Origin of the sequence: Williamsia sp. CHRR-6, from assembly GCF_018474015.1 — a bacterium.
In the GTDB taxonomy this organism is placed as follows: Bacteria; Actinomycetota; Actinomycetes; order Mycobacteriales; family Mycobacteriaceae; genus Williamsia_A.
On the sequence record NZ_JAHCSG010000006.1, the window covers coordinates 97,385 to 123,066 of the forward strand.

General features: G+C 67.1%; 20 protein-coding genes. 14 read left to right on the plus strand and 6 right to left on the minus strand.

Features of this window, described 5'->3' with window-relative positions:
* Nucleotides 1–23: 23 nt before the first annotated feature.
* Entirely contained in the window at nt 24–2,084 is a 2,061-nt protein-coding gene (locus KIK15_RS16210) for a S9 family peptidase (protein WP_214245763.1), read from the plus strand.
* Here the strand turns inward: KIK15_RS16210 and fdhD are convergent.
* Both fdhD and KIK15_RS16220 read right to left on the minus strand, forming a co-directional pair.
* A complete protein-coding gene (gene fdhD / locus KIK15_RS16215; RefSeq protein ID WP_214245764.1) occupies nt 2,003–2,905 on the minus strand; it encodes a formate dehydrogenase accessory sulfurtransferase FdhD in 903 nt (300 codons plus the stop codon). The two genes, KIK15_RS16210 and fdhD, sit on opposite strands and share 82 nt — an antisense overlap.
* Nucleotides 2,905–5,271, minus strand: a complete 2,367-nt coding sequence (locus tag KIK15_RS16220; protein WP_214245765.1) for an FdhF/YdeP family oxidoreductase — start codon at nt 5,269–5,271, stop codon at nt 2,905–2,907. The genes fdhD and KIK15_RS16220 overlap by 1 nt, the downstream gene beginning before the upstream one ends.
* Before the next feature lie 48 nt (nt 5,272–5,319).
* Between KIK15_RS16220 and KIK15_RS16225 the strand changes: the two genes are divergently transcribed.
* The 11 genes from KIK15_RS16225 (at nt 5,320) to proB (ending at nt 19,135) form a co-directional block, all read left to right on the plus strand.
* The gene (locus KIK15_RS16225; protein WP_214245766.1) at nt 5,320–5,925 is read left to right on the plus strand and encodes a molybdenum cofactor guanylyltransferase; all 606 of its coding nucleotides are present in this window, start codon (nt 5,320–5,322) and stop codon (nt 5,923–5,925) included.
* Between the two features lie 61 nt (nt 5,926–5,986).
* Entirely contained in the window at nt 5,987–8,632 is a 2,646-nt protein-coding gene (locus tag KIK15_RS16230) for a valine--tRNA ligase (RefSeq protein ID WP_307851938.1), read from the plus strand.
* 26 nt (nt 8,633–8,658) lie between these two features.
* Nucleotides 8,659–10,068, plus strand: a complete 1,410-nt coding sequence (locus KIK15_RS16235) for a folylpolyglutamate synthase/dihydrofolate synthase family protein (protein ID WP_214245861.1) — start codon at nt 8,659–8,661, stop codon at nt 10,066–10,068.
* Complete coding sequence (locus KIK15_RS16240) at nt 10,065–10,493, plus strand: DUF4233 domain-containing protein (protein ID WP_214245768.1); 429 nt, start codon at nt 10,065–10,067, stop codon at nt 10,491–10,493. Before KIK15_RS16235 ends, KIK15_RS16240 begins: the two co-directional genes overlap by 4 nt.
* Before the next feature lie 58 nt (nt 10,494–10,551).
* Nucleotides 10,552–11,046 carry a hypothetical protein gene (locus KIK15_RS16245; RefSeq protein ID WP_214245769.1) on the plus strand — a complete coding sequence of 165 codons (495 nt, stop codon included), beginning with the start codon at nt 10,552–10,554 and terminating at the stop codon, nt 11,044–11,046.
* 76 nt (nt 11,047–11,122) lie between these two features.
* Nucleotides 11,123–11,536, plus strand: coding sequence for a nucleoside-diphosphate kinase (ndk, locus tag KIK15_RS16250; RefSeq protein ID WP_214245770.1), 414 nt, complete (start codon nt 11,123–11,125; stop codon nt 11,534–11,536).
* Nucleotides 11,537–12,084: 548 nt separating this feature from the next.
* The gene (locus KIK15_RS16255; RefSeq protein WP_374222870.1) at nt 12,085–15,351 is read left to right on the plus strand and encodes a translation initiation factor IF-2 N-terminal domain-containing protein; all 3,267 of its coding nucleotides are present in this window, start codon (nt 12,085–12,087) and stop codon (nt 15,349–15,351) included.
* Nucleotides 15,352–15,683: 332 nt separating this feature from the next.
* On the plus strand, nt 15,684–15,995 hold the full coding sequence (rplU, locus tag KIK15_RS16260; protein ID WP_214245771.1) for a 50S ribosomal protein L21: 312 nt from the start codon (nt 15,684–15,686) through the stop codon (nt 15,993–15,995).
* A 44-nt stretch (nt 15,996–16,039) separates the two neighbouring features.
* Complete coding sequence (gene rpmA / locus KIK15_RS16265) at nt 16,040–16,303, plus strand: 50S ribosomal protein L27 (RefSeq protein ID WP_214245772.1); 264 nt, start codon at nt 16,040–16,042, stop codon at nt 16,301–16,303.
* A 143-nt stretch (nt 16,304–16,446) separates the two neighbouring features.
* Complete coding sequence (gene obgE / locus KIK15_RS16270; RefSeq protein WP_214245773.1) at nt 16,447–18,003, plus strand: GTPase ObgE; 1,557 nt, start codon at nt 16,447–16,449, stop codon at nt 18,001–18,003.
* 19 nt (nt 18,004–18,022) lie between these two features.
* Nucleotides 18,023–19,135, plus strand: coding sequence for a glutamate 5-kinase (proB, locus tag KIK15_RS16275; RefSeq protein WP_214245863.1), 1,113 nt, complete (start codon nt 18,023–18,025; stop codon nt 19,133–19,135).
* On the opposite strand, the gene KIK15_RS16280 is transcribed toward proB, so the two are convergent.
* The 4 genes from KIK15_RS16280 to KIK15_RS16295 all read right to left on the minus strand — a co-directional run bounded on the left by KIK15_RS16280 (nt 19,088) and on the right by KIK15_RS16295 (nt 22,528).
* Nucleotides 19,088–20,017: a Sir2 family NAD-dependent protein deacetylase gene (locus KIK15_RS16280; RefSeq protein ID WP_214245774.1), complete on the minus strand. Its 930-nt coding sequence runs from the start codon at nt 20,015–20,017 to the stop codon at nt 19,088–19,090. The two genes, proB and KIK15_RS16280, sit on opposite strands and share 48 nt — an antisense overlap.
* Before the next feature lie 14 nt (nt 20,018–20,031).
* The gene (locus tag KIK15_RS16285) at nt 20,032–21,165 is read right to left on the minus strand and encodes a TDT family transporter (protein ID WP_214245775.1); all 1,134 of its coding nucleotides are present in this window, start codon (nt 21,163–21,165) and stop codon (nt 20,032–20,034) included.
* A 115-nt stretch (nt 21,166–21,280) separates the two neighbouring features.
* Nucleotides 21,281–22,219, minus strand: a complete 939-nt coding sequence (locus tag KIK15_RS16290) for a LysR family transcriptional regulator (protein ID WP_214245776.1) — start codon at nt 22,217–22,219, stop codon at nt 21,281–21,283.
* 114 nt (nt 22,220–22,333) lie between these two features.
* Complete coding sequence (locus KIK15_RS16295) at nt 22,334–22,528, minus strand: DUF2892 domain-containing protein (protein ID WP_214245777.1); 195 nt, start codon at nt 22,526–22,528, stop codon at nt 22,334–22,336.
* 183 nt (nt 22,529–22,711) lie between these two features.
* Between KIK15_RS16295 and KIK15_RS16300 the strand changes: the two genes are divergently transcribed.
* Both KIK15_RS16300 and KIK15_RS16305 read left to right on the plus strand, forming a co-directional pair.
* The gene (locus KIK15_RS16300) at nt 22,712–23,323 is read left to right on the plus strand and encodes a DsbA family protein (protein ID WP_214245778.1); all 612 of its coding nucleotides are present in this window, start codon (nt 22,712–22,714) and stop codon (nt 23,321–23,323) included.
* A gap of 167 nt (nt 23,324–23,490) precedes the next feature.
* The gene (locus KIK15_RS16305; protein WP_214245779.1) at nt 23,491–25,653 is read left to right on the plus strand and encodes an MMPL family transporter; all 2,163 of its coding nucleotides are present in this window, start codon (nt 23,491–23,493) and stop codon (nt 25,651–25,653) included.
* Nucleotides 25,654–25,682: the final 29 nt, after the last annotated feature.

The window sequence follows — 25,682 nt, forward strand, 5'->3', positions numbered from 1 at the left end:
GACTTCTATCGTGGAGAAACCGATTGCCCCACAACGTGTTCACCGACCTCGCCGAGTTCGTCGCCCTGTCTCGGATCACCTCTCTGACCGGTTCGCCGGATGGGTCGCGCTTGGTTGCCGAAGTCTCCGCACTGAACGAGAAGAAGACCGGTTACGTCACATCGCTGTGGCAGATCGATCCGACCGGCTCGACGTCGGCAGTGCAGCTCACCCAGGGGACCGACAGTGCCACCGGCCCGGTGTTCGACGGCGACGGCGCATTGTGGTTCCTGCGCACATCGACCACGCCGGCGGCCGGGGCCGACTCCGATCACTCCGATGCCAAAGCGACTGCGCTGTGGCAACTTCCGGCGGTCGGTGAGGGTCGCTGCGTGCTGACCCGGCCCGGCGGATTCGGGTCGTTGGCCGCCGCATCGAGCGCGCCGCGCGTACTGGCTCTGGGCGATGTCCTCGGTGGATCACCCGACCGAGACGCCGCGATCCGCGCAGACCGTTCGAAGACGTCGGTGACCGCGATCCTGCACGACAGCTATCCGGTTCGGTACTGGGACCACGACATCGGTCCGGACCGCACGCATCTGTTCTCGGTGTATCCGCAGGCCGAGACCGATCCCACGGCGACATCACTGCTGGCCGATCCTGGTGTGGCCCTGCGCGAGTCGCAGGTCGCGGTGTCGCCGGACGGATCGTTTGCCGTGGTCACCTGGACCGTCGGTGCCCCGCTGGCCGCTCAGCGGAGCACCCTGGTGCGCGTGGACCTGGGCACGGGCGCGCGCACCGTTCTCGTCGACACCGACGACGCCGAGTACGGCGCTCCGATCGTGTCCCCGGACGCCACCCGTGTGGCGTTCATCCGAGAATCGATCTCCAGCCCCGATCACGCGCCGCGGATGACCCTGGGGGTCTGCGACGCAGCCGGCGGTGACCGAACCGAGTGGGCCGGTGACTGGGATCGTTGGCCCAGCAGCGTGGCATGGTCAGCCGACGGCACGTCGCTGATCGTCACCGCCGACGACAACGGACGCGCACACATCTTCGACGTCGCCGAGTCCGGGGCGGTGCGCGCCATCACCTCCGGTGACCACGCTTACAGCAGCGTCGTGGTCCACCCAGATGGCGCAACGCTGTTCGCCGTCCGATCAGCTATCGCGCAACCGCCCCACATCGTCTCGATCGACATCGCCACCGGCGCGGTCACTGTGCTCGACAACCCGGTCTCGCTGCCCGAGGTGCCCGGGGCGGTCGAGGACGTCGTGGCCCAGGCGGCCGACGGGACGACCGTACGTGGCTGGTTGGTGTTGCCCGACCATGCATCTTCCGACGCTCCGGTCCCGCTGTTGCTGTGGATCCATGGCGGACCGCTGGGCTCGTGGAATGCGTGGTCGTGGCGATGGACCCCGTGGCTGATGGTCGCCAAGGGCTATGCGGTCCTCTTGCCCGACCCGGCTCTGTCCACCGGCTACGGCCAGGACTTCATCGAACGGGGCTGGGGCCGTTGGGGTGCCGAGCCGTTCACCGATCTGATGGCCATCACCGACGCCGTGGTCGCAGACCCTCGGATCGATGCCGAGCGAACCGCCGCGATGGGCGGCTCGTTCGGTGGCTACATGGCCAACTGGGTGGCCGGCCACACCGACCGGTTCAAGGCGATCGTCACTCACGCCAGTTTGTGGGCGCTCGATTCATTCGGACCCACCACCGACGCTTCCTATTACTGGGCGCGTGAGATGACACCGGAGATGGCGGTGGCCAACTCGCCGCACCTCTTCGTGGCCGACATCAGGACTCCCATGCTGGTGATCCACGGTGACAAGGACTATCGCGTGCCCATCGGCGAAGGGCTACGGCTGTGGTACGAGCTGCTGGCGGAGTCGGGATTGCCTGCGGCCGACGACGGAACCACCGAGCACCGGTTTCTCTACTTCCCCGACGAGAACCACTGGATTCTCAAACCGCAGCACGCCACCGTCTGGTACCAGGTCGTGGAATCGTTTCTCGCCCATCATGTTCTAGGCGAATCGGTGCCGCTGCCGGCCATCCTCGGCGGTTCGGGGGACATCGCGCCGCCAGGGGACCCCGACTGAGCCGACACGTCGATGCGGTGGTGGTGGCTGTAGACGTTCATCGAGGCTCCCCGTAGGAAACCGACGACCGTCACCCCAAGGGTCTCACCGGCCTGCACCGCCAACGACGACGGCGCTGAGACCGCGGCCATGATCGGGACACCGGCCACCGCGCACTTCTGCACCAGTTCGAACGAGGCGCGGCTCGACACCATCATCACCGTGGCGCGCAACGGTACTCGGTCCTGGCCCAGAGCCCACCCGAGTACCTTGTCGACCGCATTGTGGCGACCGACGTCTTCCCGGACGGCGAGCAGCGTGCCCGCGAGATCGAACAGCGCAGCGCCGTGGGTTCCGCCGGTCCGGGCGAAATCGTTCTGCGCGTTTCTCATCTGATCTGCCATGGCGCTCACCGCAGCCGGAGTGAGGGTGGTCTCGTCGCCCCCGACGGCGTAGGTGGCGGTGGTGCTCAGCGCGTCGATGCTCGCGGTACCGCACACCCCGCACGCCGATGTGGTCGTGGTGGTGCGGGGACGAACCGGACGCTCGCGTCCGGGGGTCCACGTGACGTCGACGAGGTTGTAGGTGTTGGCGCCGGAGGCGTCCACGCCGTCGCAGTACCGGATCTCGGCGATGTCGTCTCGATGGGCGATGATGCCCTCGGACAACAGGAATCCCCGCACCAGGTCCATGTCGGCACCCGGCGTGCGCATGGTGGTGGTGACGGTGACGCCACCCACTTGGATCTCCAGGGGCTCCTCGACCGCGAGGGTGTCGGGTCGGTCGGATACGCCGCCATCGCGAATCCTGCGGACCCGGACCCGAGTCGTCCTGCGCCCCATCAGGATCGGGGTTCGATGCGGATGGTCACGGCCTTGGAGACCGGCGTGTTCGACTTGGCCGCCACATGGTCCAACGGCACCAGTGGGTTGGTCTCCGGGTAGTAGGCGGCGGCGTTGCCGCGTGGTGTCGGGTACCCGACCACGGTGAAGTCATCCACCCGGCGTTCCTCCATTCGGCCGTCGGCCGCCCGGAACTCCGAGACGAGCGAGACCGACTGTCCCTCATGGAGTCCGAACGCGGTGATGTCGTCGGGGTTGACCATCACGACGCGACGATTGCCTGTGATGCCGCGGTAGCGGTCATCGTGACCGTAGATGGTGGTGTTGTACTGGTCGTGGCTGCGTAGGGTCTGCAGGATCAGCCGATCTGAGGGCACCGGAAGCCAGGTCAGTGGGTTGGTGCGCAGGCGGGCCTTGCCGGTCGTGGTGCCGAACTCGCGTCGGTCGCGTGGTGGGTGAGGCAGCAGGAAGCCATCGGGTGCGCGGACTTTGGTGTTGAAGTCGGCGAAGCCGGGGATCACCCGTGCGATGTGGTCGCGGATGGTGTCGTAGTCGGCGGCCATCGCCGACCAGTCGACCGGGTGCTCGGCCCCGAACACGGTGGCCGCGAGCTCGCAGACGATGCCGACCTCGCTGCGCAGCTGATCGCTCGCCGGCGGCAGCGAACCCCGCGACAGGTGCACTGCCCCCATCGAATCTTCCACCGTCACCTTCTGTTTCACGCCACCCCGCACATCGGTGTCGGTGCGACCCAGCGTGGGCAGGATGAGCGCGGTGCGGCCGCCGTACAGGTGAGAGGCGTTGAGTTTGGTACTGACCTGCACCGTCAGCCGGCAGCCACCCAGGGCTGCGCGCGTCGCCTCGGTGTCGGGCGTGGCGGAGACGAAGTTGCCTCCCATGGCCATGAACACCTTCGCCTTGCCGTCGCGCATCGCTCGGATGCTGTCGACGACATCGAAACCGTGGGTGCGCGTAGTGGTGATGCCGAACTCGGAATCGATTGCCGAGTGGAAGGATTCGGGCATCTGCTCCCAGACGCCCATGGTGCGGTCGCCCTGGACGTTGGAGTGACCGCGCACCGGGCACACCCCGGCTCCGGGTTTCCCGATCATCCCGCGCAACAGCAGGGTGTTGGTCACCTCTTCGATGGTGGCCACGGCGTGAGCGTGCTGGGTCAGACCCATGGCCCAACACACGATGATGCGTTGCGAGGAGATCCAGCGATCGGCGAGATCATCGATCTGTTGCATCGACAGGCCGGTGGCGGTGAGGATCTCCTCGAAGTCGACATCGGCCAGCGACGCAAGGTACTCATCCACCCCGTCGCAGTGTCGTTCGAGGAACTCGTGGTCGAACACCGTTCCCGGGGCGGCCTTCTCGGCACGAAGCAGCAGTGCCGCCAGGCCGCGGAACAGGGCCATGTCGCCGCCGAGGCGGATCTGCAAGAACTCGTCGGCCATCGTGATGCCCTTACCCAGCACGCCGTTGACGCGTTGGGGATCCTTGAACCGCAGCAAACCGGCTTCGGGGAGCGGGTTGATCGCGACGATGGCGGCGCCCGTGCGCTTTGCCTCCTCGAGGATCGAGAGCATGCGGGGGTGGTTGGTGCCAGGGTTCTGCCCGGCGATCACGATGAGGTCGGAGTCGATGATGTCGAGCACCGACACCGAGCCCTTGCCGATCCCGATCTGGGTGGACAGTGCGTGCCCCGACGACTCGTGACACATGTTGGAACAGTCGGGCAGGTTGTTGGTGCCCAGGCTGCGCGCGAAGAGCTGGTAGACGAAGGCGGCCTCGTTGCTGGTGCGTCCCGAGGTGTAGAAGACCGCCTCGTCGGGGGAGTCCAGGCCGTTGAGCTCATCGGCGATGAGCCGATATGCGGCGTCCCACTCGATGGGCTGGTAGTGGGTGTCACCGGGGCGCAGCACCATCGGGTGGGTGAGACGTCCCTGCTGTGAGAGCCAGTACTCGGACTGGTGTCGCAACGATTCGACGCTGTTGGCGGCGAAGAACTCCGGGGTGACGGTGCGCTTGGTCGCCTCCTCGGCAACGGCTTTGGCGCCGTTCTCGCAGAATTCGGCGTGTTTGCGGCCACCCGGTTTCTCCGGCCATGCGCAGCCGGGGCAGTCGAAACCGTCACGCTGGTTCAGTGCCAGCAGCGTCTTGGCGGTGCGCATCGGTCCCATCTGGGTGAACCCACGTTGCATCGACACCAGGACTGCGGGCACACCGGCGGCGTAGGACTTGGGGTGGGTGACGACGTTGCGGGTCGGTTCCTCGACGGCGGTTCCGGTCGCCGGGTGGGGTTCGTGCGACGGTCGGCCGCTCGATTCGGCGTTGCCGCGGTCGGATTCGGTTGATGCCATTCCTCCATAGTGGCCCCGCGCCGGTGTCGCGTCACGCAAACTTGGGCGATGACTGATGTTGCAGGCGTTGTGCTGGCCGGTGGAGCGTCCCGGCGGATGGGCTCGGACAAGGCGGGACTGGACTGGAACGGCGAGCCGATGCTCGCCCGGATCGTCGGGCAGCTCTCGGGCCGGTGCCAGCCCATCGCGGTCGTCGCGGCCGCCTCGTCACCTGCCTACCGGACACTCAAGGGCACCGGTGGCCCCGAGGCGCACTGGGTGACCGACGAACAGGCCGGAGCAGGTCCACTGGGCGCCCTGGCCGCCGGGCTGGCCGACGCCGCAGCCGCCGGCCACGAGATCGCATTCGTCTGTGCCACCGACATGCCACTGATCTCAGCGATGATCGTCGACGAGTTGCTGGTCGGTCTGCGGGCAGGCGACGACGCGGCCATCGCCGTCGACACCCATCGGGTGCACCCGTTCGCGGGCGTGTACCGCACGTCGTGTGCCCGACGCATCCGGGATCTCGCTGCCACCGGTGAGCGCCGGATGTTGGCCGCGGTGGACTCGCTGACCACCAACCGGGTGGCCATCAGCACCCCCGAGTGGCTGACCAACGTCAACGCCCCCGAAGACCTACATCGGCTGCGCACCGCGGCCGCCGGCCGCTGACGGTGCCATCGCGGCAGTTCCCGCGCACCGTCGCGCCACCGGCGTTACCTAGAATCGGGTGGTGACCACTCCGCTGCCCAAGGCCTGGGATCCTGCCGACCACGAATCGGACCTCTACCAGAGCTGGATCGACGGTGGCTACTTCACCGCCGACGCCACCAGCGGCAAGCCCGCGTACTCGATCGTGTTGCCTCCGCCCAACGTCACCGGTTCGCTGCACATGGGACACGCCCTCGACCACACCCTGATGGATGTGCTTGCCCGCCGTCGCCGTATGCAGGGCTATGAGGTTCTGTGGCTGCCGGGCATGGATCACGCCGGTATCGCCACCCAGTCGCTGGTGGAGAAGAGCCTCGTCGCCGAGGGGGTCACGAAAAACGACCTCGGCCGGGAGAAGTTCATCGAGCGGGTGTGGCAGTGGAAAGCCGAATCCGGCGGCACCATCGGCGACCAGATGCGTCGACTCGGCGACAGCGTCGACTGGTCGCGTGAGCGGTTCACCATGGACGAGGGTCTGTCGAACGCGGTGCAGACCATCTTCAAACGCCTCTACGACGACGGGTTGATCTACCGGGCCGAGCGGCTGGTCAACTGGTCGCCGGTGCTCAAGACCGCGATCAGCGACATCGAGGTGTCGTATTCCGACGTCGAGGGTGAGCTGGTCAGCTTCCGGTACGGCTCGATGGACGACAGCCGACCACACATCGTGGTCGCCACCACGCGGCTGGAGACGATGTTGGGCGACACCGCGATCGCGGTGCATCCCGACGACGAGCGCTACGCCCACCTGGTGGGTACCGAGCTGACCCACCCGTTCGTCGATCGGATGATCCCGGTGATCGCCGACGATTACGTCGATCCCGAATTCGGTTCCGGCGCAGTGAAGATCACCCCGGCCCACGACCCGAACGACTTCGCGATCGGCCAGCGCCACAATCTGCCGATGCCGACCATCATGGACACGTCCGCCCAGATCACAGGCACCGGAACACGATTCGACGGGATGGACAGGTTTGTCGCCCGCACCGCCATCCGTGAGGCGCTGGCCGAGCAGGGGCGCATCGTGAAGGAGGTCCGGCCTTACGTGCACAGCGTCGGCCACTCCGAGCGCAGCGGCGAACCCATCGAACCTCGCCTGAGCATGCAGTGGTGGGTGCGCGTGGAGACGCTGGCCAAGGCCGCAGGCGACGCAGTCCGCAACGGGCAGACAACCATTCATCCGGCGGCGATGGAGCCGCGCTGGTTCGGGTGGGTCGATGACATGCACGATTGGTGCATCTCGCGGCAGCTGTGGTGGGGACACCGGATCCCGATCTTCTACGGCCCTGACGGTGACGTGGTGTGCGTGGGACCGGGGGAGGAGCCGCCCGCAGGCTACGAGCAGGATCCCGATGTGCTCGACACCTGGTTCTCGTCGGGGTTGTGGCCGTTCTCGACGATGGGGTGGCCCGAGGACACGACCGATCTGCGGACGTTCTACCCGACCAGCGTGCTGGTCACCGGATACGACATCTTGTTCTTCTGGGTGGCGCGGATGATGATGTTCGGGACCTATGTCGCCGCCGATCTCGGCCCCGACGCACCGGTACCGTTCCGAGACCTGTTCCTGCACGGCCTGGTTCGTGATGAGCACGGGCGCAAGATGTCGAAGTCGAAAGGCAATGGCATCGACCCGTTGGACTGGGTGGACCGCTACGGCGCCGACGCACTGCGGTTCACCCTCGCGCGGGGCGCGACCCCCGGTGGTGACCTGTCGGTGGGAGACGATCACGCCGAGGCGTCGCGCAATTTCGCCACCAAACTGTTCAACGCCACCAAGTTCGCGTTGATGAACGGGGCCCGCATCGGCGACCTTCCCGAACCCGAGCAGTTGACCGACGCCGACCGATGGATCCTCGGTCGGCTCGACGAGGTGATCGCCGACGCCGACTCTGGTTTCGAGAGTTACGAGTTCGCGCGCGGGTGCGAAGCGCTGTATCACTTTGCGCGCGACGAGTTCTGCGACTGGTATCTGGAATTGGCCAAGGTGCAGGTTTTTGCCCGCCCCGACGGCACCGTCGACGAGCCTCGCGCTGCCGCCACGGCCGTGGTGTTGGGCACCGTGCTCGACGCCATCTTGCGGATGCTGCATCCGGTCATGCCGTTTGTCACCGAGGTGTTGTGGACCAGCCTCACCGGCAGGCCCACGGTGGTGCGCGCCGACTGGCCGACCGTGAGCGGGCGAACACCCGACACCGTTGCCGCACAACGGATCGCTGACACCCAGAAGCTGATCACCGAGGTGCGCCGGTTCCGTAGCGATCAAGGTCTGCGGGATTCGCAGCGGGTGGCGGCCCATCTGGAGGGGATCGGGGCCGCCGACCTGCTCGACGCGCGCCCCTACGTGGACTTCCTGGCCCGCCTCGACCCACCTGCCGAGGGGTTCGCGGCGACCGCGACCGTGGAGGTGCGGTTGAGTGCCGCCACGGTGACCGTCCAGATCGACACTTCGGGTTCGGTCGACATCGAGGCCGAGAAGCGGCGCGCGGCAAAGGATCTCGCGGCAGCCGAGAAGGAGCTGGCGCAGACGTCGGCGAAACTGGGCAATGAACAGTTCCTGGCCAAGGCGCCGGATGCGGTGGTGGACAAGATCAAGGGCCGGCGACAGATCGCCGCTGATGAGGTGGCCCGGCTGCAAGCCAAGCTGGCTGCCCTCGGTGAGTCGTGACCAGCGTCGACGACGGCGCACCTGGGATGGCCCCGGATCGGCCTACCGCTGCCGATCTGGCTGAGTTCGCCGATGTAGAGGCCGAACTCGACACCCGCTGGCCCGAGACCAAGATCGAGCCGTCGCTGGATCGCATCACCGCGCTGATGGATCTGTTGGGCTCGCCTCAGCGTGGGTATGCCTCGATCCATGTGGCCGGTACCAACGGTAAGACATCGGTGACTCGGATGATCGACTCGCTGCTGACCGCGTTGCATCGTCGGACCGGTCGGATCACCAGTCCGCACCTGCAGTTGGCCACCGAACGCATCGCCGTGGACAACACGCCCATCAGCCCGCGCCGTTACGTCGAGGCCTACCGCGACATCGAGCCGTTCATCACCATGGTCGACGACTCCTCGCTGGCCGCCGGTGGCCCTCGGATGAGCAAGTTCGAGGTGTTGGTGGCGATGGCCTACGCGGTGTTCGCCGAGGCTCCGGTGGATGTGGCCGTGGTGGAGACCGGGATGGGCGGCACCTGGGACGCCACCAACGTCATCGACCCGTCGGTCGCGGTGATCACCCCGATCGCCATGGACCACGCCGACTACCTCGGTGACACGATCACCGCGATCGCCGGCGAAAAGGCCGGGATCATCAAGAAGGCTCGCGAAGACCTGGTGCCGGTGGATCCGGTGGCGATCCTCGCCGCCCAGGATCCCGAGGCGGCGGCGGTCCTGATGGCCAGGGTCGCCGAGACCGAGGTGCTCGTCGCCCGCCAGGATTCGGAGTTCCGCGTACTCGAACGCAGCCTGGCCGTCGGCGGACAGGTGGTGACCATCCAAGGCCTCGGTGGCGTGTACGAGGACATCTTCGTGCCGCTGCACGGGGCACATCAGGCGGCCAACGCAGCGCTGGCCCTGGCCGCCGTCGAGGCGTTCTTCGGGGCCGGTGCCCAGCGCCAACTCGATGCCGATGCCGTGCGTGCCGGTTTCGCGGCCGCCACATCTCCCGGCCGGCTGGAGCGGGTGAGGTCGGCACCGACGGTGTTCCTCGATGCGGCTCACAACCCGCACGGTGCGCGAGCTCTGGCCGCCGCCCTGGCCGAGGAGTTCGACTTCCGGCGGCTGATCGCGGTGGTCGGAATGCTTGGCGACAAAGACGCGGCCGGCTTCCTGGGCGCGTTGGAGCCGGCCGTGGACGCGATCGTGGTGACCGACAACGGTTCCCCGCGTGCGCTGGACGCCGAGGTGCTCGCCGATCTGGCCCGTCCCATTTTCGGGGACGATCGGGTGGAGGTGCACCCGTTGCTCCCCGACGCCGTCGAGGCCGCGATCGTCGCCGCCGAGGACTCTGGTGACGACCTTGATCAGATCTCGGGGGCCGGAGTGGTGGTCACCGGCTCGGTGGTCACCGCCGGCGCGGCCCGCACACTGTTCGGAAAGGAACCGGCATGACCGGAGCACGCGGAGACACCGGATCACCCGGAGCGCAGCGGTTCACCCCGCCGGCCAACGACCCGTGGAAGGGTCTGCGCGGGGTGATGGCGGGAACCCTTGTGCTGGAGGCGATCGTGATCCTGTTGGCGCTGCCCATCGTGGCCAAAGTGGGTGGTGGACTCACCTGGGCCTCGGGTGGCTTTCTGATCGTGGTCACCCTGGCGATGGTGCTGGGCGCGGGGATGCAGGGGCGGTCCTGGGCGCTGCAGTTCGACCTGGGTCTGCAGGTGGTGGTGCTGGTCGGGGGACTGTTCCATTGGTCGATCGCTGTGGTGGGGGTGATCTTCGGTCTGGTGTGGATCTACATCGCCTACATCAAGCGTGACGTGGAGCAGCGCATGGCCCGCGGCCAGCTGCCGGGTCAGCAGCCCATCGTCGACTAGTGTTCTGTGCGTCACGCCGGGCCAGGTGTGTTCCGTCACCGAGAGGCTGAATCACTTCATGTCGCGTTCCCGCACCGTCCTCGCCGCTGCGCTTGCGATCGGGATCATGTCCACGGGCACGTCCGCAGTCGCCACGGCCGCGCCGACGCCCGCGGTCCCGCCACCTGGTGCCCTCGCCACGATCCCGGTTCCCACTGTCGTGACCCCGGTCGCTCCGGGTAGCCCGGCGATCAACACCGCGCCGCCGTCACTGTCGACGCCCCTGGCCGGGGCGCCCGCCCCGGTGTCGGGTTCGGAGTTCGGCTACCTGGCCACCCATGACCTGACGCGACGCGCCCGACAGATGAACGTCGCCCAGTTCATCGCATCCCTGCCGGTGCCCCCGCAGTTCCGGGCCGCCAACCTCGCGTTCGCGGCGCGGTTCGACGCCACCGTCGACTCGGCCCTGGCCTCACCCGGTGGCTGTCTGCAGATCGTCATCGACCCGCGTCCGGCCGCCGGTCGACTCTTCGACTACGGCTTCTTCGCGGTCGAGGGCAGCTACTGCGACTGACCGGTCGCCAGCAGCGCGCGGTGCCGACGCCTGCGCACCCGATTCCCCGGCGATGCGGTCGGCTACTGTGTGGCGCGTGACCGAACGCACTCTTGTCCTGATCAAGCCCGACGGCGTCGCCCGCGGACTGGTCGGAGAAATCATCAACCGAATCGAACGCAAGGGTCTGTCGCTGGTGGCGATGGAGCTACGCACCCCCACCGACGACGTCGCGCGGGGCCACTACGCCGAGCACGAGGGCAAACCCTTCTACCCGTCGCTGCTGGAGTTCATCACCTCCGGCCCGCTGGTGGCGGCGGTCCTCGAAGGCGATCGCGCTGTGGCGGCGTTCCGACAGCTCGCCGGCGGCACCGATCCGGTCGAGAAGGCAGTCCCGGGATCGATCCGCGCCGACCTCGCACTGAGCACTCAGAACAACCTGGTGCACGGTTCGGACTCGCCCGAGTCCGCCGCCCGCGAGATCGCGCTCTGGTTCCCCTCGTTGGGCTGAATCGGTCCACCGGGCCCGATCTCACCGGCCCGATCTCATGCGGCCGGTGTTCACCCGTCCAGCTGATCGGCACCACCGCCGGTCCTCGCCCGTCGCAGCGGTGTCGTCATCGCTTCGGCGGGCGCTGTCGTTTGCGGTCGTGGCCGATGCCGTGCGATCGGTGACCGGGGCGCGAAACCGACGCCAATGACGCAGTGCGCGGCGCCGCGCGATGTGTGTGGGATACTCGCAGGAGTCGCCGTCGACATGTCGTCGGCGATCACGATGACCAACCGGCTTCACGGTCCCCGTCTGTGCGTTGATCACAACAACGCGACGGCGTCGAGCACACCTGGCGTGGCAGCGTCGATCACAACGGCGCTCTCTGCGGTGTGGATCTCTTGGACCACCGGGTCAGCCATCAGCCATCAGGCGTGGTCCGTCAACGGCACAACCGACGTCGGGCACCGCGAGACCACACAAATCGGGGCGCATGCGTCTCGACACACAAGATCAGCCCTCGTGAGGCCGCGTCGACGTGATGCGCCCGGGGGCTCCTAGGAGACCACGTGTCCGACAGCAACGATCGTGAACAGGAACCGACCACAGACGAGGTCGCCGAGGAACACCAGAACGGGATCGTCTCCCCACAGGAATTCCCCCACAAGATGCGGGTACATGCCTTGGCGCGCATGCTCGGCATCAGCAGCAAGGAAGTGCTGGCCGTCCTCGGCGAGCTGGGCGTCGCCGCGCGCAGCCCACAGTCGAGCATCGATCGCAGTGCCGCAGTCTCGGTCCAGGGTCGACTAGTCGAGCAGGCTGAAACCGGCCCCGAGGTCGACGATTCGACCGCGCCGACGTCGAGCGCGCCTGCAGAGCAGGCCGCCGCACCGGCTCCGCAGACCTCCCTTTTCTCGGCCATCGTCGTCGAGGAGCCCGCGGTGAGCGCGACCGACTCGGCCGCCCAGACGCCGTTGTTCTTGCAGCCGCAGGTACCGGAGGAGCCGCGCCGGGAACCCGGTCGGCGTCGTGGCACCAAGAAGGCGGTCGACACCTCAGATGCGGAGTCGGTTGACTCCGAACCGGCGTCGACCGGTGCAGTGACATCGACGGCCCCCGAGACCACCGAGGCGGACACCACCGCGACCGGTGTGTCCAACGCTGCCGAGTCGCAGACCACAGAGTCGGACAGCGCAGCATCGGGCACCACCGAGTCGGGCGACACCGAACTGAACTCCGGCGAGCAGGGGACCGACGACGACTCAGAGTCCGGCGGCGGCTCTCGCCGTCGACGTCGGGGACGTCGTGGCCGGGGCCGTGGCCGCGGTGACCAGACCGACGCGCAAGGCAGCGACGAGTCAGGTGAGCCCGAGGCAGGGCCGCTGGACGGCGACGAGCCCTCAGAGGAGCAGGCAGGCAGGAAGAAGGCGTCGAAGAAGTCCGACGGCGACGATGAGCAGACCGCCGCCGAGGACGCCGCCTCGGAGTCCGCGAGCGATGGCGATGCCGATGCGGGCGACGATTCTGACGACGACGAGTCGGGAACCGGCACTCGTCGGCGTCGGCGTCGGCGTCGTCGCCGCGGTGGGTCCGATGCCGAGGACACCGCCGGCGGTGACGATCCGCCCAACACCGTGGTCCACGAACGTGAGCCACGGGCCAAGTCGCGGACCCGTGAACGCGATCGCGATGAGGTTCAGGGGATCTCCGGCTCCACCCGCCTCGAGGCCAAACGTCAGCGTCGCCGTGACGGTCGTGATGCCGGACGTCGTCGTCCGCCGATCCTCACCGAGTCGGAGTTCTTGGCCCGGCGTGAGGCCGTCAACCGGGTGATGGTGGTGCGCGAGCGCGCCGCCAATGCGCGTCTGTCCGATGACGCCGAGGGTGTCACCGAGGACTACACGCAGGTCGCGGTCCTCGAAGACGGTGTGCTGGTCGAACATTTCGTCACCACGTCGACCTCGTCGTCGCTGGTGGGCAACATTTTCCTGGGGCGCGTGCAGAACGTGCTGCCGGGCATGGAGGCCGCATTCGTCGACATCGGTCGCGGCCGCAACGGCGTGCTCTACGCCGGTGAGGTGAACTGGGATGCCGCCGGACTCGACGGCGGCAGTCGCAAGATCGAACAGGCCCTCAAGCCCGGTGACCCGGTGGTGGTGCAGGTCAACAAGGACCCCGTGGGTCACAAGGGTGCTCGCTTGACCACGCAGATCTCGCTGGCCGGCCGCTACCTGGTCTACGTGCCGGGTGGATCGTCGACCGGGATCAGTCGCAAGCTCCCCGACGTCGAGCGTCGCCGCCTCAAGCAGATCCTGTCGAAGCTGGTGCCCGATGACGCCGGTGTGATCATCCGGACGGCCTCCGAAGGTGTGAGTGCCGAGGAGTTGTCAGCTGACATCGATCGGCTCAAGGCGCAGTGGGAGCAGATCGAGCAGACCGTCGCCGGTGCCGGCTCGGGCAAGGGTACGTCGCCGCAGGTGCTCTACTCCGAGCCTGATCTGCTGGTGAAGGTGGTCCGCGATCTGTTCAACGAGGACTTCTCCCGGCTGGTCATCGATGGCGACACCGCTTGGCGGCAGGTGCACGACTACGTCGAGGCGGTGGCACCGGATCTCGTGGAGCGGTTGGAGCGGTTCGAACGCCCGCACGCTGACGCACCGGACTCGTTCGTGGTGCACCGGGTCGACGAGCAACTGGCCAAGGCGCTCGATCGCAAGGTGTGGTTGCCCTCCGGAGGCACCTTGATCATCGAACACACCGAGGCGATGACGGTGGTGGACGTGAACACCGGCAAGTTCACCGGCTCAGGCGGCAACCTCGAGGAGACCGTCACTCGCAACAACCTGGAGGCGGCCGAGGAGATCGTTCGGCAGATGCGTCTGCGCGACATCGGCGGCATGATCATCGTCGACTTCATCGACATGGTGCTCGAGTCGAATCGCGACCTGGTGCTGCGCCGACTCACCGAGGCGCTGTCGCGAGACCGGACGCGCCACCAGGTGTCGGAGGTGACCTCCCTCGGACTGGTCCAGATGACCCGTAAACGGCTGGGAACCGGCCTGCTGGAAGCGTTCTCCTCGCCCTGCTCGCACTGCAACGGTCGCGGGATCATCGTGCACGCCACTCCGGTAGAGGTGCGCCCTGCCGAGGAGGCGCCACGCGCCGAAGGTGGCAAGCGAGCGCGGCGGGGTGGAAAACGCAAGGGCGACAACGCAGCCGAGACCAAGTCGGCCCACAGTCCCGCCGAACACCCGATGTTCCGTGCGATGGCAAGCCACGACCACGACGCAGCCGGCATCGACGCCCAGACGGCCGAGCCCTCCGCCACCGAGGCCCCGACCACCGAGGCCCCGACCACCGAGGCCCCGACCACCGACGCCCCGATGACCGAGGTTGCCGACGTGGAGGCTCCCGAGACCGTGACCCCGGTCGGCGAGACTCCCCGGGCCGATGCTCCGGACACCGGTGGTCGGCAGGCCGAAGCTGGGCGCAGTGCGGTCAACGACGCGTCCGCAGGGGTGCGGACCTCCGAGACCGACGCGGTCGCACCCACCGAGGCCCCACCCACCGAGGAATCGACGAGTGGGGCTGCCACCCGGCCGCGGCGTCGCCGAGCCGCACGTCGACCGGCGGCGGCTCCGGTTGCCGCCGTTGCCGTGGCGGGCACCGTAGAGGCGGTGGCCGCAGTCGTATCGAGCGGTCCACCGGTCACCACTGTCGGCGCGGGCGCGAGTGCTTCCACTGGGGTGACGGTCGACGAGTCAGTGGTGGCGGTTCGGCGGCGGCCGCGTCGTCGCGCAGCCGGACGGCCTGCCGGCCCTCCGGTCGAGGACTGAGCGGCAACCCGGTGGCCTGCCCGGTCGATTCCACAAGCCGGGCCGACGGGGCGGCCTACCGGGTGCGACCAGCGGGTTCTCGCAGTTTGACCTGGAGAACGACACTCCCGTAACCTTGGTCGGTCGCCACATGACGATGCTCGAGGCTGCCTTCACGGCGTCTCGGCCCGTCGAGGCAAGGGCGTTCCCGGTTGCCGGGCCCGACCCACAGCGTCTACTGATGCCGTGTTCTCCGCCGAGAACACCGCTGTCACGACGCGCACACGAGAAGTAGCACCGCCAGCGCACCCGCGCGGGCGCGCACGAGACGAGACAGTAAGAGGTAAGGCCGAATGGCAACGTACGCGATCGTCAAGACCGGCGGTAAGCAGTACAAGGTCGCTGAGGGCGACCTGGTGAAGGTCGAGAAGATCGACGGTGTCGTCGGCGCCACCGTGACCCTGCCGGTCACCCTGGTCGTGGATGGCTCCACCCTCACCACCGACGCCGCCGCACTGGCGAAGAAGTCGGTCACCGGTGAGGTCGTCGAGCACGTCAAGGGCCCGAAGATCAAGATCCACAAGTTCAAGAACAAGACCGGCTACCACAAGCGTCAGGGCCACCGTCAGAAGCTGACGGTCCTCAAGGTCACCGGGATCAAGTAGTCCGACGCCCTCACCTTTTCCACTTCTGAACGAGGAGACACGACATGGCACACAAGAAGGGTGCGTCCAGCTCGCGCAACGGTCGCGATTCCAACGCACAACGGCTCGGCGTCAAGCGTTTCGGTGGCCAGCAGGTCAGCGCCGGTGAGATCTTGGTCCGCCAGCGTGGCACCCACTTCCACCCGGGCGTGAACGTTGGCCGCGGCGGCGACGACACCCTGTTCGCCCTGTCGGCCGGTGCGGTGGAGTTCGGCACCAAGCGTGGCCGCAAGACCGTCAACATCGTTGCCGAGCCCGCGCAGGCCTGACCGCGCGGCGAGTTCGCTACGAGCTCGTGGACGCCTCGGGCGTTCATGACCACGCTTCAACCTCCACAGGAGGCGGGCCGGGTGACCACATACCCGACCCGCCTCCTGTGTTTTTTTCACCGATCCTTTCGAGGAAGGCTGACATGTCGAGATTCGTCGACCGCGTGACGATTCACGCCACGGCGGGCAACGGCGGTCACGGCTGCTCGTCAGTGCGGCGCGAGAAGTTCAAACCCCTCGGAGGGCCCGACGGCGGCAACGGCGGTAACGGTGGCAGCGTCACCCTGGTGGTCGATCCGCAGGTTCACACACTGCTCGACTTCCATTTCCGCCCCCACGCCCGTGCAGGCAACGGCAAACCGGGCGCAGGATCCAACCGCGACGGCGCCGACGGCGAGCATCTGGTGCTCCCGGTTCCCGACGGAACCGTGGTTCTCGACAAGGACGGTCGGCTGCTGGCCGACCTCGTCGGCGCGGGCACCGAGTTCGTTGCGGCCACTGGTGGACGTGGGGGACTGGGGAACGCGGCCTTGGCATCTCGCGCGCGCAGGGCCCCCGGGTTCGCGCTGCTGGGCGAGGAGGGTGAGGTCAACGAGCTCGTCCTGGAACTGAAATCAGTCGCCGACGTCGGGCTCGTGGGGTTTCCCTCGGCGGGTAAGTCCTCGCTGGTGTCGGTGCTCTCGGCGGCCAAACCGAAGATCGCCGACTATCCGTTCACCACCCTGGTCCCCAACCTGGGTGTGGTCACCGCGGGCGCCGACGTGTTCACCGTGGCCGATGTCCCAGGGCTGATCCCGGGCGCCTCAGCAGGCAAAGGACTCGGGCTGGACTTCCTACGTCACCTGGAACGCTGCGCGGTGCTGGCGCACGTGGTCGACTGTGCGACCCTGGATCCCGGTCGTGACCCGCTGTCGGACATCGACGCGCTGGAGGCCGAATTGGCAGCGTACACACCGGCATTGAGTGCAGAGCATGGTCTGGCCGACCTCTCCAGCCGACCCCGCGTTGTCATCCTCAACAAGATCGACGTACCCGACGCCGCCGACCTCGTCGAGCTGGTCACCCCCGAGCTGACCGAGCGTGGCTGGCCGGTGTACGCGATCTCGGCGGTCAGTCGCGCGGGACTCAAAGAGTTGACGTTCGCGCTGGCCGAGCTGGTGCGTAGGCATCGGACCGAGAACCCGCCACCACCGCCGCGGCGCGCTGTCATCCGGCCCAAGGCCGTCGACGACACCGGCTTCACCGTGGTCGCCGACCCGAACAACCCTGGTGGTTTCATCGTGCGCGGTAAACGGCCGGAACGGTGGATCCGCCAGACCGCGTTCGACAACGACGAGGCCGTCGGCTACCTGGCCGATCGACTCAACCGTCTCGGCGTCGAGGACGAGTTGGTCAAGCAGGGTGCCACCCCCGGGGCGCCGGTCACCATCGGTGACGTGACCTTCGACTGGGAGCCTCAGCTGCCCACCGGCGATGTCGTCCCGATCACCGGTCGTGGCACCGACATTCGCCTCGACCGCACCGAACGTATCGGTGCGGCCGAACGCAAGGTGGCGCGCTCGGCGCGGCGGGTGCACAGCGACGACATCGACATGGGTTATGTGCCAGGCGGTTTCGCGTCTGGACCTGACGACGGCGATGAGCGCGAGCTGTCGTCGGCGTCGGCGGGGGAGTTCGACGACGAGGACGACCAGGCGTGAGCACGTGGTCGGCGCGGTGATGGTCGACGAGCAACTCGATGTGCGCCGCCAGATCGCTGATGCACGCAGCATCGTGGTCAAGATCGGCTCGTCGGCCCTGACCGACCTCTCCGACGGACTGTCCCTGCCACGACTCGACGCGCTGGCTGATGCGTTGGAGGCGCGGATGGCAGCGGGCACCGACGTCATCGTGGTGTCCAGTGGTGCCATCGGTGCAGGTCTGGCGCCGTTGGGACTAAAACGGCGGCCCACCGACCTGGCCACCAAGCAGGCCGCGGCCAGTGTCGGGCAGCTGGCGCTGGCCCACGCCTGGGGGACCTCGTTCGCGCGACACGGTCGCACCGTCGGACAGGTCCTGTTGACCGCACACGACATTTCCCGCCGCGAACACCACGCCAACGCCCAACGCACCCTCGACCGGTTGCGTGCACTGGGTGCGGTGGCGGTGGTCAACGAGAACGACACCGTGGCCACCGACGAGATCCGCTTCGGGGACAACGATCGACTTGCCGCGCTGGTGGCCCACCTGGCCGGCGCGCAGGCGTTGGTGTTGCTCTCTGATGTCGACGGCCTCTACGACGGCGATCCGCGCAAAGGCGCTGCGCGGATGATCCGAGAGGTGGCTGGTCCTGCCGACCTCGACGGGGTGATCGCCGGCTCCGGTGGTGCGTTGGGCACCGGCGGGATGGCGTCGAAGTTGTCGGCGGCGCGGTTGGCCGCCGATGCAGGGGTGCCGGTGTTGTTGGCCGCAGCATCGCAGGCCGACGCGGCGCTGCGTGACGCTGCGGTGGGTACCGCGTTTGCGGCGCGACCCACGCGGCTGTCAGCCCGTAGGTTCTGGGTGCGTCACGCCGCCGAGACCCGAGGGTCCATCACCGTCGATGCCGGTGCCGCCCAAGCGATCTCGCATCGCAAATCGCTGCTGCCGGCAGGAGTGACCGGCGTGTCGGGTACGTTCTCGGCCGGCGACGTCATCGACATCGTCACCGACGACGGCGCGCCGCAGGCCCGGGGCGTGATCGCCTATGACGCCACCGAGGTGGCCGAGATGGTGGGGCGCTCGACGGCCGACCTTCCCTCAGGCCTACGACGCCCGGTGGTGCACGCCGACGACCTGGTCCCGGTGGCCTGAGGCGTAGCGCTGCACGAGTCCGTCGAGGACCTCCCCGCACCGCCGGTCGACCTTCACCTCGGCGATGTCGTCGGCGCGAGTCGCGCCGCGGTTGATCACGACGAGCGACTTGCCGTGGCGGTGTGCGTGTTTGGCGAATCGCAGACCGGACATGACCGTCAGCGAAGACCCCAGCACCACCAGTGCGTCAGCGGAGTCGACCATCGCATAGGCGCGGTCCACCACGTCACGGGGCACGCTCTCCCCGAAGTAGACGATGGCGGGTTTGAGTGGGCCTGCGCAGGCCGGACAGTCGATCATCACGAAGTCCTCGGTGTCGCTGACCGCCACATCTGCATCCGGCGCCACCTCGATGGCACCCCGGTTGCGGATACGCGTGGTGAACCCCTCGTTGAGGGGTTCGAGGATCTCGGCCAGCCGATGCCGTGAGATCTGCCAGTCGCAACGCAGACAGCAGGCACGTCCGTAGCAGCCGTGCAATTCCAGCACCGGTGCGTTGCCGGCCTTGGTGTGCAGCATGTCCACGTTCTGGGTGATGACACCAGTGACGATCCCCAGACGCTGCAGGTCGGTGATGGCTCGGTGGCCCCGGTTCGGCAGCGCAGCATCCATGTGGCGCCACCCCAGATGGTTTCGCGCCCAATAGTGCCGCCGGTACTCAGGTGAGGCGAGGAACATGTCGATGGTCATCGGGGCGCGAGGTTGCGAGTCCGGACTGCGGTAGTCGGGGATGCCTGACTCGGTGGACATGCCCGCCCCACTGAGAACCACCACTCGGGCGCCGCGCAGCGTGTCGGCGACCCGGTCTACGCATCCGGTGAGATCGGGATCAGGCTCGGTGGGCTCGCCGGGTGCCCATGCGACGTGACTTCGGATTCGCACCCACTCGACGATACTCAGGCGGGGAGAAACACGTTCCGGGAAATCATGCCGCGGACAGTGTGGACGGCCACGGTAGCCCAGGCCGTCACGAGCAGGGCGTAGAGGCCGATGGCTAACGTGTGGATGATCGTTATGCCAGCTGCAGTACCCAGCGCAGTTGCACCGGTTACGCATGTACCAACGGGAAAGGTGAAGCTCCACCAGGTCAGTGAGAAGCTCAGCCCGTGTCGCGCGGCGTGCACGGTCAGCATCACCGCGAGGCCGAACACCATGACACCGAACCCTCCCATCGCGAAGCCATAAACGATGCCGAAGATGTGGAGACCAGTTGCGGTGGCTGCTTGCGCGCCGACGAATACCGTCGCGGCGCGGGTACCGAGCAGGTTCGTTGCGGTGATGGACTGCCCGATCATGCCGAGCATGATCCACACGGTGGGCGCGGCCTGAACGGCGGGCATGCCGCTGTGGACCAGGCGCGAGTAGATCATCGTCATCGTGATCAGCCCGAGGAACAACGTGAGGCCGAACAGCGCGTAGCAGGCGGCGATGAGCGTCAGCCGCGGCTGACCGGCCGCGACGTGATCGAGCAACAGCGCCCCGGTGGATGCCGACACCATCGGAGGCACGACCGGCATCAACCACGCGGGCAACGCCTTCGACATGTCGTGGTCGTGAGCGGTGATCATCCGGTACGGGATCCAAAGACTGGTGGCCAGACCGGTTAGTGTTCCACTGATCCAGAAGACCACGCCGACCCACAGTGCCGCGTTCGGGCCAAGCGTAGCCGGCCCCAGGGTGATCGCTCCGGCACCCACGGTCAGCATTGCCATCGGCGGGGCGCCGTAGAACTGCGACACCACCGGGTGTGTGGCATAGGCGCGAGCGTGGCCGCGGTGCATCACCCAGTGCGCGGCGAATGCGACCGCCAACGCGCTCAGCGCCACCGAAGCGATGAGCCAGACGACCGTTGCAAAAACCCGCAACCCGGTGAGCTGTAGGGGCAGGGTGGCGGTGGCGTTGGCGACAATTCCCGTTCCCATGACCGAAGCAAACCAGTTCGGGGTGATGTGCTCGAGAATGCGTACTTCCGCCTCCGGATGCCCAACCCGAGTGCGTCGCTGCGGTACGAGATCGACTGTGCTTGCCATGCCTCGAGTCTCCGGGCCGTAGATGTGCAGGACCAGAGCGTGAGCGTTTGTGAGGTCACAAATCGGGTTTGTATTCTGCTGCAGACGTCTCACCGGGTGTTGCAGTTCGTCGCTCTCAGTTTCGCAGCGCGGCGACGTGTCCGACGAGATCCCGGATCGCTCCGGCCGGGGGAATCCGTCCACCCATCCACACGGCTCTCAAGTCGCGACGGAGAACGATTCCGTCATGGGGGACGGCCACGAGCCGACCGAGTGTGAGGTCATCAACCACCGAGAGGCGACTCAGAACTGCCGGGCCCGCGTTTGCCAGAACGGCAGAGCGCACGCCCGATGTAGTGGGCATCTCCATCGCGGGCGCCGCCTGCGGGTGGCTGGGACCAAGCGCTGAACGTATTGCGTCGGAAAGGAACTCGCGAGTGCCCGAACCTGATTCGCGCGTGACCAAGGACGTAGCGCTCAACTCCTCGGCTGTCACCGGAACCGTGCGTTTCGCCCAGGGGTGCGCTCGCGCGACCACCACCACGAGTTCGTCGTGGTCGACGATGCGACTGCGTACCGCCTTGGGTGTTCCCGGGCTCTCGACGAAGCCGAGATCTGCATCGCCGTCGCGCACGGCGGCGATCGCCTGTGCACTGTTGGATGCCACCACTGTCACCTTTGGGGGCTCAACCTGGTGCCGGTGCGCCTGCGCTCGGTGTGACATCAACCAGTGGGGTAGCAGCTGTTCGGCGATCGTGAGGCTCGCCGCGATGCGAAGATGCGCGCGGGCGTCCGTGCGGAGCGAGGCCAGCCCCGAGTCGATGCGGTGAGCGGTGTCGAGAAGTCCGTCGGCCCATCCTGCGACGACATGCCCAGCGGGGGTGAGTGTGGAACCGTGGCTCGTTCGGATGACCATCTGGACCCCGGTCAGCGCCTCCATCGACCGGATTCGAGCCGAAACGGCCTGCTGTGTCAGGTTCAGATGACGCGCGGCCGCAGTGAGACTGCCGTGAGCAGCGACGGCGAGGAGAACTTCCAGCGCGTTCAGATCCGGCATGCGCGAACTCAAGACCACGGGGTGCACCCTAGCCGCTGGACCATGACCGCAAGCGGCGGTTAGTCAGGCGCGGCGAAGCCCCGCGCACATCATGTTTGTCGCTCGGCATATTTGTCGCTCGGCGGTCCCGCGTCACGGTGAGGACCGCAATCCTGCCTTCCGCATGAGCAGGCTGGCCGGACACCACCCAACGGCGCTGTAGAAGAGCAGATTGGCGGCGACGAAGAATGTCACGATCGTCCACCACGGCGATACCGTCAGCGCCAGTGCGGCACTGAGGGCCACCATCACGCCTGCCAACGCGGGTACCGCTCGTTCGACAGTCATTCTTGAGCGAACATCTGCGGTGCTGATCACGTGGATTCCTCCCTCAACTCGTCGGCTCGTTGGTCCGGCCGAACGCTGGACAATTTATACCCCCATGGGTATTTTTGCGAAAGTCGATCACTGCTTGCGGAGGATCGGCTCCGTCTGCAAATATACCCATGGGGGTATTTGAGAGGAGGCTGGATGAACGTCGAGTGTTACGTCGATCCGGCGTGTCCGTTCGCGTGGGCCACGTCGCGTTGGCTCACTGGTGTCGCGGGCCGTGACGACGTGACGCTGCGTCTGCGGCAGATGAGCCTGGTGGTTCTGAACGCTGAAGCGATCGCCGCCGGCGACATGAATCCCGTTATGGCGCACCACATGGCGGTCTCACGCGCGGGAGGCCGACTGTTGGCCGCCGCCCCTGCGGACTCCTTCGCCGATCTCTATGCGGCACTGGGGCGTCGGATCCATCGTGATCACGCCGATGTGACCCTAGACGTCGCGCGAGCCGCGCTCGCCGAGTGCGGGCTCGACCCGCCGTTGGCCGATGCCATCGACGACCCTGCGCTCGATGAGGCGGTCGCGGGCGCCCATGCCGTCGCCGTGGCCGCGTACGGCGAGCCGTCGGGCACGCCGCTCGTCGCGATCGACGGCCGCACCTTCTTTGGGCCGGTGATCACCGAGATCCCAACAGGCGACGCTGCCGACGACCTTCTCGACGCAGTGGCAGTGCTGGCCAGGACGCCAGCGTTTGCCCAACTGCAGCGGCCTCGTTCGGGGCCGCCCACTCTCACGACAGGGCAGGAGGGCTGACCCGTGTGCCACGCGGTGAAGTGCAGGACATGCGGAAAGACGACGTGGGCCGGGTGTGGTCGTCACGTCGATTTCGTCAAGCGACGGATACCCGACTCGCAGTGGTGTGACGGCCACGCGAACACCCAGACCGAATCAATCTTCACTCGACTGACAGGACGAAAAAAGTGACAAGCACAGACACATCCGCGCCACCCGACCGGTCCAGCGCATCTGAGCACTCCACTCCGGGTGTTCTTGGTCGCATCGGTGGCTGGGGAACTGATCACCGTCGGATCGTCTTCGGCGTGTGGCTGGCGGCAATCGTGGTCCTCGGCGCGTTCGCGCCGTCGGTGTTCTCATCGCTCGCGGGCGCCGGATGGCAGGCCAACGGCTCGGAGTCCGTTGCTGTGCGTGATCTGGCGCAGAAGCACTTCGGTGGGAACGCCTCCTCGGCGGTCCAGGTCGTCGTCCACTCGAATTCGAAGACGGTCTCGGACCCGTCCATGCAGGCGGTGTTCACCCAGATCGGTCGTGAACTCGGGTCGGACTCGCGATTCGGTGAGATCGTCGCGCCGCAGCCCGGGATGACGATCAGTCGCGACGGCCGCACCGGCATCCTCATCGCCGGCGCCAATGCGTCAACCGACGAGATGGTGAAGGCCGTCGACGATCACAAGTCCAAGCTGACTGCGCTGTCGAAGAACGGCATCGAGGTCTACCCGACCGGGGCATCGGCGCTGTGGGCCGACTTCAACAAGGCCAATCACGATGCGATGATCAAGGCAGAACTGTTCTCGTGGCCGGTCACCCTCGCCATCATGGTTCTTGCGTTCGGTTCGCTGGTGGCCGCGGGTCTGCCGTTGCTGCTGACCATCGCCGGACTGGTCGCATCGGCCGGCGGCTTGGTGCTGCTCAACCAGATCACCCCGATCTCGGTGTGGGCGATGAACTTCGCGATGATGTTCGCCCTCGCACTCGGGATCGACTACGCGCTGTTCGTCGTCTCGCGGTTCCGCGATGCGCTCAAACAGCGTGGCGATCGGCGGCAGGCCGTCGTGGACACCATGGACACCGCAGGTAAGGCCGTCTTCCTCTCGGGCCTCACCGTCCTGGTGAGCCTGTCGGCGGTGTTGCTCGTCCCGGCGCCGGCCGTCCGCACCATGGCGGTCGGGATCATGCTTGCGGTCATCTTCGTGCTGCTTGCGACGCTGACCCTGCTGCCCACCGTGCTCGGCGCCCTCGGGTCAAAGGTGAACGCGGTGTCGCTGCCGTACGCCAAGAAGCAGGAGCACCGCTCGCCGATGTTCCACCGGTGGGGATCGCTGCTGCACAAGCATCCGTGGCCGTTCGCCATCGTCTCCCTGGGGATCCTGGTGCTCTTGGCCCTGCCGGTGTTCGGGCTCAAGGTCGCGATGCCGTCGATCTCGGTGGTCCCGGAGGACGCCCCGGTGCGGCTGGGCTACGCGCTGGTTCAAGAGCAGTTCGGCCCAGGCGCGCCTGGGGCTCTGCAGGTCATCGCGCCGGTCGCTGATGCGCAGGCGGCTGCAGCCGTGGCGTCCTCGAGCCCGGGTATCGCCATGGTCACCCCGCCCCAGCCTGCACGCGATGGCTCGGGTTACGCACTGATGCAGGCGATCCCGACGGTGGACCCGTCGGATGCGCAGATGGAGTCGATTCTCGACACCCTGCGTGATCGGCTCCCGGCCGACGCCCTCGTCGGGGGTGCGCCGGCGGAGAACCTCGATCTGCAGACCGCCCTGAACGACTACTTGCCGATCATCATCGGCGTCATCCTGGTCATGGGCTTCCTGCTATTGCTCGTTGCGTTGCAGGCACCTCTCATCGCGCTGCTGGGCACGGTCGTCAGCTTGCTCTCGACTGGCGCGGCATTCGGTGTCGCGAAGCTGATCTTCCAGGACGGCCATGGGGCGTCGCTACTGGGATTTACGCCGCAGGGATTCCTCAACGGGTGGGGCCCGGTGTTCTTCTTCGCGATGATCTTCGCCATCGCAATGGACTACACCGTGTTCCTGTTGGCCACTGCCAAGGAGCACTATGAAAAATCGGGCGACGCGCACGAGGCTCAGATCGACGGTATGGCTCACTCGGGTCGAGTGATCTTCGCCGCGGCTGCGGTGATGGTGGCGGTGTTCTTCAGCTTCGCTCTCGCCGATCCGCTCCCGCCTAAGGAGATGGGCATCATCCTGGGTGTGGCGGTGCTGCTCGACGCTGTGTTCATTCGGCTGATCTTGCTGCCGGTCCTGCTCCGGATCACCGGTCACGCAGGGTGGTGGTCACCCGCATGGCTGCGACGGGTTCTGCCGACCATCAGCTTTGCCCACAACTGACCCCAGGACACGAGATGAAGGAGACAACG

Coding starts and splice junctions, on each gene's coding strand:
- KIK15_RS16225 (WP_214245766.1), top strand. CDS start 5,320: ATGACTGATGTTGCAGGCGTTGTGCTGGCCGGTGGAGCGTCCCGGCGG.
- fdhD (WP_214245764.1), bottom strand. CDS start 2,905: ATGGGGCGCAGGACGACTCGGGTCCGGGTCCGCAGGATTCGCGATGGC.
- KIK15_RS16240 (WP_214245768.1), top strand. CDS start 10,065: ATGACCGGAGCACGCGGAGACACCGGATCACCCGGAGCGCAGCGGTTC.
- KIK15_RS16295 (WP_214245777.1), bottom strand. CDS start 22,528: ATGACTGTCGAACGAGCGGTACCCGCGTTGGCAGGCGTGATGGTGGCC.
- KIK15_RS16245 (WP_214245769.1), top strand. CDS start 10,552: ATGTCGCGTTCCCGCACCGTCCTCGCCGCTGCGCTTGCGATCGGGATC.
- KIK15_RS16285 (WP_214245775.1), bottom strand. CDS start 21,165: ATGGCAAGCACAGTCGATCTCGTACCGCAGCGACGCACTCGGGTTGGG.
- obgE (WP_214245773.1), top strand. CDS start 16,447: ATGTCGAGATTCGTCGACCGCGTGACGATTCACGCCACGGCGGGCAAC.
- KIK15_RS16220 (WP_214245765.1), bottom strand. CDS start 5,271: ATGGCATCAACCGAATCCGACCGCGGCAACGCCGAATCGAGCGGCCGA.
- proB (WP_214245863.1), top strand. CDS start 18,023: ATGGTCGACGAGCAACTCGATGTGCGCCGCCAGATCGCTGATGCACGC.
- KIK15_RS16300 (WP_214245778.1), top strand. CDS start 22,712: ATGAACGTCGAGTGTTACGTCGATCCGGCGTGTCCGTTCGCGTGGGCC.
- rpmA (WP_214245772.1), top strand. CDS start 16,040: ATGGCACACAAGAAGGGTGCGTCCAGCTCGCGCAACGGTCGCGATTCC.
- rplU (WP_214245771.1), top strand. CDS start 15,684: ATGGCAACGTACGCGATCGTCAAGACCGGCGGTAAGCAGTACAAGGTC.
- KIK15_RS16235 (WP_214245861.1), top strand. CDS start 8,659: ATGGCCCCGGATCGGCCTACCGCTGCCGATCTGGCTGAGTTCGCCGAT.